Origin of the sequence: Listeria ivanovii subsp. ivanovii (assembly GCF_900187025.1) — a bacterium.
Lineage (GTDB): Bacteria > Bacillota > Bacilli > Lactobacillales > Listeriaceae > Listeria > Listeria ivanovii.
Genome location: NZ_LT906478.1, coordinates 2,109,290 through 2,121,298, shown reverse-complemented (window position 1 = coordinate 2,121,298; position 12,009 = coordinate 2,109,290). Strand labels below are relative to the sequence as shown.

Below are 12,009 nucleotides of genomic sequence, written 5' to 3'. Positions count from 1 at the left end.
GAATAAAATGGCTGAAAATAGAAGAGTAGTATCTATTGAAAACCGTATACCCGAATTAAAAAAATACCGGAAGAAAAAATTAATCAGACATCTAGCCATTTTAATCGGAATTTTTGCGATTTTAATATTAATTACATTGTATTTCCTTTCTCCACTCAGTAAACTGGATGAAATTGGTGTGAGCGGAAATAAACAGTTGACTGAGAATGAAGTTCGAAAAGAAAGTGGACTAACCATTGGCGAGTTTGTCCTAGGAATTAGCAACAAGAAAACGGAAGAAACACTTAAAAAAAATACTTTAATAAAAAAAGCGACAGTTTCCAAAGAAGGTATGAACAATGTCCAAATTGATATTACAGAATTTAAGACCATTGGTTATCAACAAAATGATGGCAAATATTATGATGTTCTTGAAAGTGGAGTTTTATTAACAGATCAACCGAGACAATTTCCAATTGGGAATGATTTGTTGTTCCAAAACTTTAAGAATGGGAAGACACTTAAAAATATGGTAGCGCAGATTAATCAACTACCAAAGGATGTCGTTAGCTCGATTTCTGAAGTAATTTACAGCCCAACCAAAAGTGACAATAATCATATCGAGCTTTATATGAACGATGGGAATAAAGTTTCAGCGACAATTAGTACATTTGCTGAAAAAATGCAACATTATCCATCGATTGTTGCCCAATTATCAGAAGGACAAAAAGGTGTTATCGATATTGAAGTAGGTTCTTATTTCCAAAGTTATTATCAACAAAATGCAGAGAAAAAAGCAGCAGAGAAGAAAAAGAAAAATTAAGCTAGGCCATTTTCTTCTCTGTTCATTTTCAGCGTTAATAAATAACAGTTGTTGCAAAAATGTGACAAAAGGATAACCGCCAACCATTGGATGCCAACACTTGTTCGCTTTTTGGGTAAAATAAAAAAAATATCTTAAGAATTTGCCAAAAATTGTTCTTTGTGCTTTTATTACCCTCTTTCTTAGTGTAGACTGTAAATAAGTGATTTTGTATGTTAGCCAGAATGGGCAATCATTCTACACTAACGCTATAAAAATAGAAAAGTAACAATGCTTTTCCAAGTACGTTAAAAAACCGGCTTTGCTCGGTATAAAAAATGAAATAAAATATTAAATGACTAGAATAAAAGGAGGTGCCGATAAATGGGTGATAGCGAAATTTATGTAAGTTTAGACATTGGAACAGCTTCTGTTAAAGTAATCATCGCAGAAATGGCTGACGATCGACTCAATATTATCGGTGTTGGGAATGTCGAGTCCTCGGGAATTAAAAAAGGGATTATTATCGACATAGACAAGACTGTAGAATCCATCAAAAAGGCAATTGAACAAGCAGAAAGAATGGTTGGCGTTGAAATTTCTCAAGTAATCGTTGGGGTAGTATCAAGTCAAGTTCATTTGGAAGCTTGCCGAGGTATTGTGGCAGTTAGTAGCGAAAATCGTGAAATTACAGATGAAGATGTCTGGAACGTGATGGATGCAGCTCAAGTTGTTCCATTATCTCCGGAAAGAGAAATTATTAATACTATTCCAGACCAATTTGTAGTGGATGGCTTAACTGGTATCACAGATCCACGTGGTATGATTGGTGTCCGTTTAGAGATGGAAGGCACACTAATTACTGGTTCAAAAACAATTTTACATAATACGTTACGTTGTGTGGAACGTGCTGGGCTGGAGATTTCCGATATTGCCTTACAACCACTAGCTGAAGCGTCGATATCCTTGTCAGAAGATGATAAAGAATTTGGTACGGCACTCATCAATATTGGTGCTGGAACTACTACTGTTAGCGTGTTCGAACAAGGCAGATTAACCTATACTGGGGTTATCCCAGTTGGCGGAGATAATATCACGAAAGACTTATCACTTGGGCTAAATACATCTACAGCAAATGCAGACCGTGTCAAACTTGACCATGGTTACGCATTTTATGATGATGCTTCACCAGATGAAGTTTTTGCTATTGATGTGATTGGTAGCGATCAAAAACAACATTTCACACAAGTAGAAGTTGCTGATATTATTGAGGCGCGTATGGAAGAAATTTTCCAATTAGTTTTAGAAGAACTAGCTAGAGTTGGTAAAACACATCTTCCAGGCGGCTATGTTTTAACAGGTGGTTCTATGGCGATTCCAGGTGCAATTGATTTAGCTGGAAAAACTTTAGCTGCACATGTGAGACTTGCCATTCCTGACTACATTGGGGTTCGCGAACCGTCCTTTACAACCGCGGTAGGCTTAATTAAATATGCTTATCAAATGGCTGAATTAGAAGGTCGTGATGTGAGTAGTACAGCAAGCGAATCACATTATGAAGACACTCCAAAACAAAAGCAACCTAAACAAAAAAAATCAGATGACGAAAAAGTATCTACAAAAATGAAGAATTTTTTCGGCGCATTTTTTGAATAAACGTGAATAGCTGGTAAGTCAGCAAGAAAAAATCGTATTGCATAAATCGGCAAATAGGAGGCAATAATATGTTAGAATTTGACACTAGTTCAGAAAGTTTGGCAACAATAAAAGTAATCGGTGTTGGCGGCGGTGGAAACAATGCTGTAAACCGTATGATTGAACATGGCGTTCAAGGCGTAGAATTCATTTCTGTTAATACAGATGCTCAAGCGCTTAATTTAGCAAAAGCAGAAACAAAATTACAAATCGGTACAAAATTAACGCGTGGTTTAGGAGCGGGTGCTGTACCTGAAATTGGTAAAAAAGCCGCAGAAGAAAGTCGCGAGCAGATTGAAGAAGCTTTAAAAGGCTCTGATATGGTGTTCGTCACTGCTGGAATGGGTGGCGGAACTGGAACGGGAGCTGCTCCTGTTATCGCTCAAATTGCTAAAGAAATGGGCGCATTAACAGTTGGTGTTGTCACTCGTCCATTCGGCTTTGAAGGACCAAAACGTACAAAACAAGCAGTAACTGGAACAGAAGCAATGAAAGAAGCGGTTGACACATTAATCGTAATCCCTAACGACCGTTTACTTCAAATCGTTGATAAAAATACGCCAATGCTTGAAGCTTTCCGTGAAGCAGATAATGTTTTACGTCAAGGTGTGCAAGGGATTTCTGATTTAATTGCCGTTCCTGGTTTAATTAACTTAGACTTTGCCGATGTGAAAACAATTATGACAAATCGTGGTTCTGCACTAATGGGTATCGGTATTGCAACTGGTGAAAATCGTGCCGCAGAAGCAGCGAAAAAAGCTATTTCATCACCACTTCTTGAAACTTCTGTTGATGGCGCTAAAGGTGTTCTAATGAATATTACTGGTGGATCTAACCTTAGCCTTTATGAAGTACAAGAAGCAGCAGAAATCGTATCTAGTGCATCAGATGAAGATGTAAATATGATTTTCGGCTCTGTTATTAATGATGAATTAAAAGATGAACTTATTGTAACTGTGATTGCAACTGGATTTGATGAAGAAAAGCAAGCGCAACAACAAGCGCAAGCAAATCGTCGCCCAAATAACCAATCTATCCAAGTGAATCGTCCAAGTTATGCTGTGCAAGATGATTCGCAAAATGATTATGCGCAATCTGCCCCGCAACAAACAAATGGTCCAGTTCAGGAACAACAAGCTGAACCACAACAAAATAGTTCAGATGTGGATGTACCAGCATTTATCCGTAACCGTAATCGTCGCGGATAATTCTTATAACACAATTCACCCGGCCGCTTGTCTTTTTCTAAGTGACCGGGTATCTGATTATAACAAAAAGCGTTTCAAATAAAAGCGCTTCGGGAATTATATAAGGTGATAAAACAAATGACAAAACAAGCTAATTTAGAAAAAGTAACTAAACAAATCGAGCTCGCCTGTAGAGAAAGTAATCGTAATAAAACGGATATAACACTAGTAGCCGTTACAAAAACGATTGATGCAATCGAGATGACTGAGCTTTATGATTTAGGAATACGTCACTTCGGTGAAAATCGAGCAGATGTATTTCTTAAAAAAACAATACAACTTGCAAATAAAGATGACATTTGTTGGCATTACATCGGTTCTTTGCAAACACGTAAAGTAAAAGATGTCTTACCAAAAATCGACTATTTGCATTCGCTTGACCGAGCTTCTCTTGCAAAAGAAATCGAAAAGCGGGCAACAAAACCTGTGAAATGTTTCTTACAAGTGAATATTTCCGGTGAAGAAAGCAAACATGGTTTTTCTAGAGAAGAGGCGCTTTCGTTTTTACAAGAAGCAAGTTTTCAGTTCATTGAGATTGTTGGCTTAATGACAATGGCACCTATTACAAATAGCGACATAGAGCTGCATCACGTATTTCATGAGTTAAAGCAATTGCAGCAAGAAATTCATGCGCTTCAGTTAAAAAATATTCCTTGTACTGAGTTATCCATGGGGATGACGAACGACTTCGGGATTGCGATTACAGAAGGTGCTACATTTATACGAGTAGGAAGAGCTTTGGTGAGTGACGAAAATATGGAGGTGTAATAAATGGGACTATCGAATAAATTTAAGTCTTTCTTTTTCTTAGATGAAGAGGAAGAATATTATGAAGAGGAAGTAGCGAGGGAACCAGAACCGATGCAAAAGAAAACGAAGAAAGAAAAACCAAATAAAAATCGTTTTTATGCTGTGGAAGAAGATGATGCGAAGGTGGTTAGTATGCAGGGAGCTCAGTATTCTAGTTATATGGTACTCGCAGAACCGCGCGTATATGCAGAAGCCCAAGAACTTGCAGATTACTTAAAAGAATATAAGACTGTAGTTGTAAACTTGCAACGTATTAGTCATGATCAAGCGACACGTATTGTTGATTTCTTAAGCGGTACAGTCTATGCGCTAGGTGGAGATATCCAACGTGTGGGAAATAATATTTTCTTATGTACTCCAGACAATGTAGAAGTGGATGGCTCTATTTCCGAAATGCTGGATGAACAAAACTTTATGTGATGAATTAGAGGTGTAAACTAGATTGCAAAGTATTTTATATCAAGTGGTGGAAGTTATTCTATTTATTATCAGATGGTTACCAACACTGATGTTTATTTATTTCTTAATGAGTTGGTTTCCAGGGGCAAGAGAATCAAAAATCGGTCAATTTTTAGCGCGTATATTTGAGCCGATTTTAGAACCATTTAGGAGAATCATTCCGCCGATTGGTATGTTTGATATCTCATCTTTAGTTGCCTATTTCATTTTCCAATACGCAATGAGAGTGTTAACAAGTTTAATTCAAGTATACGTAATCCCAATGTTTTTTTAAAAAGTACACCCGTTTTCAATGGGTGGCTTTTTTTGGAATTAATAAGCAAGATTAGCCTAGTAGCAATCTTCTCCATGGTATAATAGAACTAAATACTTGGGATGAATTGAAAGGGAGAAATTTATTATGGACGCAATTTATCAGCATTTTCGGGCAGAAGAATACGCATTTATTGATAAGGTACTCGGAATTACGATGCAAGTGGAAAATGAATACACACCACAATTAACGGATTTTTTGGACCCTAGGCAACGCTACATTACAGAAACCATTATAGGTGGATACGATCAAATCAAAGTGCAATTTTTTGGTGGTGTAGCGCACGCAGAACGGAGGCGCGCGCTGATTTATCCGGATTACTACACACCAACAGAAGCTGATTTTGAGATTGCATTATTTCATATTCGTTATCCTGTAAAATTTACAACGCTTACGCATCAAAAAATTCTGGGGACACTGATGTCGCTCGGAATGAAGCGGGATATTTTTGGTGATATTTTAAATAATGGATCAGAGTGGCAGTTGCTAGTAGAAAGTACGATGAAAGATTATTTGACACTGCAACTAGAGAAAATTGGCAAAATAAATGTGATGCTAGAAGAAACGGATTTATCGGAAGCTGTATTTACACCAACTATTTGGGAAGAAATGGGACTTACCGTTTCAAGTATGCGGCTCGATGTTATTATTAGCAATGCACATCATATTTCTAGACAAAAAGCAAAACAATTAGTTGTGGCTGGGCTTGTAAAAGTAAACTGGAAAACGGTCGAGAACCCGGATTTTGAATGCGAAGAAGAAGATGTATTATCGGCACGTGGGTATGGTCGAGTGAAGATTTTAGAAATTGGTGGTCGGACGAAAAAAGATAAAATTCGCGTCGAAATTGGCTACTTAAAATGAAAAACGAAAGCATTCGCGGCTTTCGTTTTTTATTTTAACTAAGTTGGAGCATTCGTACCAGAGCTTTTAAAGCGAATTTGGTTGTCTGTTTATCTACTTTAATTTGATTTCTCTTTTCGCCGTTTTGGATTGCTTCGAGTGTCCAAAGTAAATGAGGTAAATCAATTCGGTTCATGGTCATACATGGACACATAAATGGGTTTAAGGAAACAATTTTTTTATCTGGATTTTCTTGAATGATTCGACCAACAAGATTAGCTTCTGTACCAACCGCCCATTCTGTACCAGGTGCGGCGTTATTTATTTCTGTCACAATTTTTTTGGTAGAGCCAGAATCATCTGCTAAAGAAACGACTTCATGGGTACATTCTGGATGAACGATAATTCGCATATTGGGTGAGCTTTTACGAATGTTTTCGATGTTCTTCACAGTGAAATGTTGATGAACTGAGCAATAACCTTTCCAAAGAATTACTTTGCAATTGGCTAAATGTCCTTCGTATTCAAGCTCGTTTTTAATCGGATCCCAAATAGCCATAGCATCAAGTGGAATACCGAGTTCGAAAGCTGTATTGCGTCCAAGGTGTTGATCGGGAAGAAAGAAAACTCGTTCTTTTTGCTCTAATGCCCATGCAACAATTTTAGTAGCATTGCTTGATGTAACGGTGGTTCCACCATGCTCGCCAACAAATGATTTAATAGCTGCGGTAGAGTTAATGTAAGTCACCGGGAGGATGGTATCGTCAAATAGTTCTTGCAATTTGGGCCAAGCATTCGTTAGTTGATGGATATCGGCCATGTCTGCCATGGAACAACCGGCACGCATATCCGGAAGGGTAACGATTTGTTCTTTGGTTGTCAGCATATCGGCTGTTTCGGCCATAAAATGTACACCGCAGAAAACGATATTTCTCGCTTGTTTATTATTAGCAGCAATTTGCGCCAATTGTAAAGAATCACCAATTGCATCAGCAAATGGTACAACTTCATCTTTTTGATAATGATGGCACGGGATAAAAAGGTCTTTCCCGAGCTGTTGTTTAATTTCAAAAACACGTTCTGTCATTATCTCTTTTGACATTAATTTATAGCGAGCGGGCATCGTATCATTTTCTACCGTTTCTAGTAAATTCAACTTTTCATTCCTCCTTTACTATTAAAGCTAATATCGAGGGCACGTACAGAATGTGTTAGAGAACCGAGTGATATATAGTTCACTCCACAACCTTTGTAGGAAGCGATGTTATCAGTGCTGATGTTACCAGAAGCTTCTGTGGTGATATGAGCTGGAACAAGTTTTACTAACTCTTTAATCTCTTCTGGGGGGCGATTGTCAAACATAATAATGTCTGCGCCGGCTTGGACTGCTTCCGTTACTTGGCTAGCTGTTTCTGTTTCAACTTCAATATTCACCATGTGGCCAAGTTTTGCGCGCACAGTAGCTACGGCACTTGTTATACCGCCCGAGAACGCGATGTGGTTGTCTTTTAACATAACTCCATCGAATAGGCCATTTCGATGATTAAACCCGCCACCAGTCTGTACAGCATGCTTATCGAAGGCCCGGAGACCGGGAGCAGTTTTTCTTGTATCGCAAATTCGAATCGACGGATCATCTAGTTGTTTTATAGCAAAATTAGTTTGAGTAGCAATACCGCTCATTCGTTGCATCAAATTTAAAATGACACGTTCGGTGCTAAGCAGAGTTCTCACTGGTGCTACTACTAAGCCAATAACTTCACCAGCTTGAATAAGGTCGCCATCTTTTTTGTATGGTTTATAATCTATTTCTTCGCCAAAAAATGAATAGGCTGCTTGGGGAATATCCATTCCTGATAGGATTCCGTTCTCTTTAGCGAGAAAAACACCTTCCCCTACAACGGAACTTCCAAAAATGCTATCTGCTGTTAGGTCATATTGTCCGATATCTTCTAATAAAAAAGTTTGAATTGCTTGTTTCATAAGTATGGAATTCATTTCGTTACTCCTTTTAAAATTTGATGAGCACCAAGGCTTTCTGTCCGTTTTTGTGCACTGCTCGCAATGAGTTTGGCGACGATGAGCATGTGGCTTATTTCAGCTTCTTCTCGGGTATTACTTGCTAGATCAAAATGATTGGTCCAGTTGAGAAAATCTGTGAGCTTTTCCATAGTTCTAGTAATTCCAAGTGCATCGCCAATTTTTTCTTGAAGTAGTTGTTTATCTGGTAAATGAGGTGTGGAAAAAGCTTTAGGAAGTGGGGCAGTTTCCGCTTGACTTAATAGCTTTGCTGGGTTCGATTGGATATATTCAGCTACTTTTTCACCAAAAACAAGTGTTTCAAGTAAAGAATTACTAGCTAATCGATTGGCTCCGTGGACACCAGTATTTGCAACTTCACCAACTGCGTATAAGTCAGGAATACTCGTTCTGCCATTAAGATCTGTTCGAACGCCACCCATCAAAAAATGAGCGCCGGGATGAACAGGTATGCGCATTGTTTCGCGAAAAGGAACTTGGTGACTGTCTAAGCTAGCTGTGATAGCTGGAAAACGCGTTTCGAAGTCTTTTACATCAGAGATTTCCAGGAAAACTAGATTACCTTGAGCTATTTCCTCAGAAAGGGTGGCAGAAACAATATCTCGAGGAGCCAGGTCAAGTAATGGATGAACCCCTGCCATAATGGCTGTTCCGTTATCGCGAATGAGTTTTGCGCCTTCACCTCGTACTGCTTCAGAAATAAGGCCGTGACAATGACCATCTACAAAAAGTAATGTTGGATGAAATTGAATAAACTCCATATCAGCTAATTTTGCGCCGGCGTTAAAAGCAAGTGCTAAACCATCTCCCGATATCGTTCTAGCATTAGTTGTCACGGGGAAAAGTTGTCCAAGTCCACCAGTCGCTAAAATAATATGTTCTCCGTAATATGTATGCAATTGATTGTCTGAATCTAAACAAGAAACACCAACCGCTTGCTCATTATGCTTCATAATCTGAATGGCCATCTGGTGTTCCTGCCAGTGGATATTTATTAATTGCTCTTGCAAAAAAGTAGTTAAAAATTTGCCAGTTTGATCACCACCAGCATGTAATATTCGTGGTATTTGGTGGGCACCTTCAAGCCCAAAAGCAAGTTCGTCCCCTTCTTTATCAAATATCATGCCTTCTTTAATGAGCTTTTGAATGATAATAGGTCCGCAAGTGGTGAGCTCTCTGACGGCGACTGGTCTATTGTGGTAGCAGCCAGCTTGGAACGTATCGTTAAAGTGTTTTTTTGGCGAGTCGTTTTTGTCAACGGCTGCTGCAACACCACCTTGAGCTAACATCGAGTTGCTTTCTTCTTTTTGCCCTTTTGTGATTATTGTCACATCATAATCCCGCATTAATCGTAGAGCCGTGATACAACCCGCGATGCCGCTCCCGACAATGATAATTCGTTCCTTTGCCATATTTTTCACCTCTTGCATAGTAGGTTAGATTAATTGTATACTGTCTAATGAATATACAGTTGTCTTGTCATCTATAATCACACAAAATCGAATTAATTTCAAGTACAAAATTTTAGGAGGTAAAGAGATGATTTATTTTGATCATGCTGCAACTACACAGATGAATGATGCTGCTCTGAAAGTTTTTTTGGATGCGTCGAAGGAGTTCTTCGCTAATTCAGAAAGTCTGCATGATGCCGGGACAAAGGTGTCGACTCTATTAGAAAGGTGTCGGAAAAGTTTTGCAGAAATGTTGAAAGTACCAGCGAGGGGTATTATATTTACAAGTGGTGGAACAGAAAGTAACCAAATCGCCATTCAAACTGTACTACATACAAGAAAGAAGAAAGAAGTACTAGTAAGCCCACTCGAACACGCCTCGGTTTGGCAGCAGTTAGAAGCACTTGAGCGGGAAGGAAAGTGTGAGATGAAGTTGTTGCCAGTAGATAAGGATGGTCAGGTGAATCCTACTAATTTAGCAAAAATGATTTCTGAAAATACCGCCTTGATTATTATTCAACATGTAAACTCGGAAATTGGAACTATCCAGCCAGTTGCAGAATTAGCACAAATAGCAAAAAAATCAGGAGTCCCCTTTCATACTGATATTGTTCAGTCTTTTGGAAAAATCACCTTGGAATTGACGGATGTAACTAGTTTTAGTATTTCTTCCCATAAAATTTATGGCCCAAAAGGAGTCGGTTTACTTTTTATTAAACCAGATATCCCGCTTCAAGCACTTCTGCCGGATGTTCATCATGAATTCGGGTTTCGATCAGGGACTGTTAATGTTCCAGCAATTGCTGCATTTACAACAGCAGCTTATGATATAATGAAAACTAGAGAAAAAGAAGCGGAACGGATGCGTAATATAAAAAGGGCTATTTGTGCTGCGCTGACTAAACGAGTCAAGGTAGAAGGTGGGCTGAATACATCCCCGTTTATTTTGGGATTGACCTTGCCTAATATGCAGGGCCAAGAAGCGTTACTTGCCCTAAATGAAGCAGATATTCAGATTTCAACAACAAGTGCCTGTAGCTTGCGGGACCCAAAACCTTCGAGAACGTTACTTGCTACTGGAAAAACAGAAGAAGAAGCAAATCGATTTATCCGTTTGTCTTTTGGAAAAGAAAATGAATTAAGCGATAGTTTGATTTTTAATGAAGAACTAGCAAAACTACTACGAAAAAGGTGATAAAATGAAAAAAATACTTGGTGATGAACGTAGAAAGTTAATTTTGAAATGGTTAAAAGAAGCAGATTCGCCTATATCCGGGAATCAAATCGCTAGTCGGACAAATGTGAGCCGGCAAGTCATTGTGCAAGATATTTCATTACTAAAAGCGGGAAACGAACCTATTATGGCAACTCCACAAGGATATATTTACGCAGAAGAGACAAGTTTTACTGGTGAGAAACGAGTGATTGCAGTGAAACATACAAAAGAACAAGCGGCTGAGGAGTTAAATATTTTAGTAGATCATGGTGTCACAGTGATAGATGTCATAGTGGATCATCCTATTTATGGCGAGATTACAGCTTCTCTTCATTTGAAAAATCGGTTGGATGTCGAAAAATTCATTAAAAAATTACAGACAACAGGTGCAGCAATGTTATCTGGGTTGACAGATGGCACGCATTTGCATACCCTTGAAGCAGAGACAAAAGAACAAATCGAACTAGCCATCCAAGAACTTGAGAAAGCAGGATTTTTAATCTAGCCTTTTTTCAATATAAATTCTAGGAAAAAGCTAGTATCTATGGTAGAATGTATGTTAGGTATTTATAAACAAAAAGTCGTATGGAGGTGCTAGATATGCCATTATCGCCGCTGGATATACATAACAAAGAGTTTACCCGTGGTTTTAGAGGTTATGACGAAGACGAAGTAAATGACTTCCTTGATCAAATCATTAAAGATTATGAACAAGTTATTAAAGAGAAAAAGCGTATTGAGGACACTTTAAATAATAGTGAAGAACGTCTAGGTCATTTTACAAACATTGAAGAAACACTAAACAAATCACTAATTGTCGCACAAACAGCTGCGGAGGAAGTAAAAGCTTCTGCAGAAAAAGAAGCAAAACTAATTGTTCGTGAAGCTGAAAAAAATGCGGACCGGATTTTAAGTGATTCTCTTTCTAAAGCTAGAAAGATTGCGATTGAAATTGAAGACTTAAAACGTCAATCCAAAGTATTCCGCGAACGTTTGCGCATGCTAGTAGAAGCACAAATGGACTTGATTAAAAGTGAAGATTGGCAACAAATGATGGCTTACGATGTAGATGCAACTGAACTTGCATCAATCAAAGAAGTAGAACAAGCTGAATCTGAAGAACGTTAAAAACGATAATTAGAGACAAGTATATT

General features: G+C 38.3%; 13 protein-coding genes and 1 other annotated feature (1 of these 14 running past the window's edge). Of the genes, 10 read left to right on the top strand and 3 right to left on the bottom strand.

Features of this window, described 5'->3' with window-relative positions:
• Positions 1-7 precede the first annotated feature (7 nt).
• The 7 genes from CKV67_RS10450 (at position 8) to CKV67_RS10420 (ending at position 6,169) form a co-directional block, all read left to right on the top strand.
• Entirely contained in the window at positions 8-802 is a 795-nt protein-coding gene (locus tag CKV67_RS10450; RefSeq protein WP_014093368.1) for a cell division protein FtsQ/DivIB, read from the top strand.
• A gap of 363 nt (positions 803-1,165) precedes the next feature.
• Positions 1,166-2,437, top strand: coding sequence for a cell division protein FtsA (gene ftsA / locus CKV67_RS10445; protein WP_014093367.1), 1,272 nt, complete (start codon positions 1,166-1,168; stop codon positions 2,435-2,437).
• Positions 2,438-2,505: 68 nt separating this feature from the next.
• Positions 2,506-3,684, top strand: a complete 1,179-nt coding sequence (gene ftsZ, locus CKV67_RS10440; protein ID WP_014093366.1) for a cell division protein FtsZ — start codon at positions 2,506-2,508, stop codon at positions 3,682-3,684.
• A 117-nt stretch (positions 3,685-3,801) separates the two neighbouring features.
• Positions 3,802-4,491, top strand: coding sequence for a YggS family pyridoxal phosphate-dependent enzyme (locus CKV67_RS10435; RefSeq protein ID WP_014093365.1), 690 nt, complete (start codon positions 3,802-3,804; stop codon positions 4,489-4,491).
• Between the two features lie 3 nt (positions 4,492-4,494).
• Positions 4,495-4,953 (top strand): cell division protein SepF, encoded by a 459-nt coding sequence (locus tag CKV67_RS10430; RefSeq protein ID WP_014093364.1) that lies wholly within the window; start codon positions 4,495-4,497, stop codon positions 4,951-4,953.
• A 22-nt stretch (positions 4,954-4,975) separates the two neighbouring features.
• On the top strand, positions 4,976-5,266 hold the full coding sequence (locus tag CKV67_RS10425; RefSeq protein WP_014093363.1) for a YggT family protein: 291 nt from the start codon (positions 4,976-4,978) through the stop codon (positions 5,264-5,266).
• A 126-nt stretch (positions 5,267-5,392) separates the two neighbouring features.
• Entirely contained in the window at positions 5,393-6,169 is a 777-nt protein-coding gene (locus CKV67_RS10420) for a YlmH family RNA-binding protein (RefSeq protein WP_014093362.1), read from the top strand.
• Positions 6,170-6,203: 34 nt separating this feature from the next.
• On the opposite strand, the gene nadA is transcribed toward CKV67_RS10420, so the two are convergent.
• From nadA to nadB, 3 genes are read right to left on the bottom strand one after another with little or no spacing between them, the layout of a single operon-like run.
• On the bottom strand, positions 6,204-7,304 hold the full coding sequence (nadA, locus tag CKV67_RS10415; protein WP_014093361.1) for a quinolinate synthase NadA: 1,101 nt from the start codon (positions 7,302-7,304) through the stop codon (positions 6,204-6,206).
• Positions 7,301-8,146, bottom strand: a complete 846-nt coding sequence (gene nadC / locus CKV67_RS10410; RefSeq protein WP_014093360.1) for a carboxylating nicotinate-nucleotide diphosphorylase — start codon at positions 8,144-8,146, stop codon at positions 7,301-7,303. Before nadC ends, nadA begins: the two co-directional genes overlap by 4 nt.
• Positions 8,143-9,600, bottom strand: a complete 1,458-nt coding sequence (gene nadB, locus CKV67_RS10405; RefSeq protein WP_014093359.1) for an L-aspartate oxidase — start codon at positions 9,598-9,600, stop codon at positions 8,143-8,145. The genes nadC and nadB overlap by 4 nt, the downstream gene beginning before the upstream one ends.
• 127 nt (positions 9,601-9,727) lie before the next feature.
• On the opposite strand from nadB, the gene CKV67_RS10400 reads away from it, so the two are divergent.
• The 3 genes from CKV67_RS10400 to divIVA all read left to right on the top strand — a co-directional run bounded on the left by CKV67_RS10400 (position 9,728) and on the right by divIVA (position 11,983).
• A complete protein-coding gene (locus tag CKV67_RS10400) occupies positions 9,728-10,834 on the top strand; it encodes a cysteine desulfurase family protein (RefSeq protein WP_014093358.1) in 1,107 nt (368 codons plus the stop codon).
• A gap of 4 nt (positions 10,835-10,838) precedes the next feature.
• A complete protein-coding gene (locus tag CKV67_RS10395) occupies positions 10,839-11,360 on the top strand; it encodes a transcription repressor NadR (protein ID WP_014093357.1) in 522 nt (173 codons plus the stop codon).
• A 95-nt stretch (positions 11,361-11,455) separates the two neighbouring features.
• Positions 11,456-11,983, top strand: coding sequence for a septum site-determining protein DivIVA (divIVA, locus tag CKV67_RS10390; RefSeq protein ID WP_003720348.1), 528 nt, complete (start codon positions 11,456-11,458; stop codon positions 11,981-11,983).
• Positions 11,980-12,009 (top strand) — a binding site (T-box leader); it runs 205 nt beyond the window's last position. It overlaps the preceding gene by 4 nt.

Bases quoted from the DNA above. Each gene is read 5' to 3' on its own strand.
- CKV67_RS10450 (WP_014093368.1), top strand. From the start codon at position 8: ATGGCTGAAAATAGAAGAGTAGTATCTATTGAAAACCGTATACCCGAA.
- ftsA (WP_014093367.1), top strand. From the start codon at position 1,166: ATGGGTGATAGCGAAATTTATGTAAGTTTAGACATTGGAACAGCTTCT.
- ftsZ (WP_014093366.1), top strand. From the start codon at position 2,506: ATGTTAGAATTTGACACTAGTTCAGAAAGTTTGGCAACAATAAAAGTA.
- CKV67_RS10435 (WP_014093365.1), top strand. From the start codon at position 3,802: ATGACAAAACAAGCTAATTTAGAAAAAGTAACTAAACAAATCGAGCTC.
- CKV67_RS10430 (WP_014093364.1), top strand. From the start codon at position 4,495: ATGGGACTATCGAATAAATTTAAGTCTTTCTTTTTCTTAGATGAAGAG.
- CKV67_RS10420 (WP_014093362.1), top strand. From the start codon at position 5,393: ATGGACGCAATTTATCAGCATTTTCGGGCAGAAGAATACGCATTTATT.
- nadC (WP_014093360.1), bottom strand. From the start codon at position 8,146: ATGAATTCCATACTTATGAAACAAGCAATTCAAACTTTTTTATTAGAA.
- nadB (WP_014093359.1), bottom strand. From the start codon at position 9,600: ATGGCAAAGGAACGAATTATCATTGTCGGGAGCGGCATCGCGGGTTGT.
- CKV67_RS10400 (WP_014093358.1), top strand. From the start codon at position 9,728: ATGATTTATTTTGATCATGCTGCAACTACACAGATGAATGATGCTGCT.
- CKV67_RS10395 (WP_014093357.1), top strand. From the start codon at position 10,839: ATGAAAAAAATACTTGGTGATGAACGTAGAAAGTTAATTTTGAAATGG.
- divIVA (WP_003720348.1), top strand. From the start codon at position 11,456: ATGCCATTATCGCCGCTGGATATACATAACAAAGAGTTTACCCGTGGT.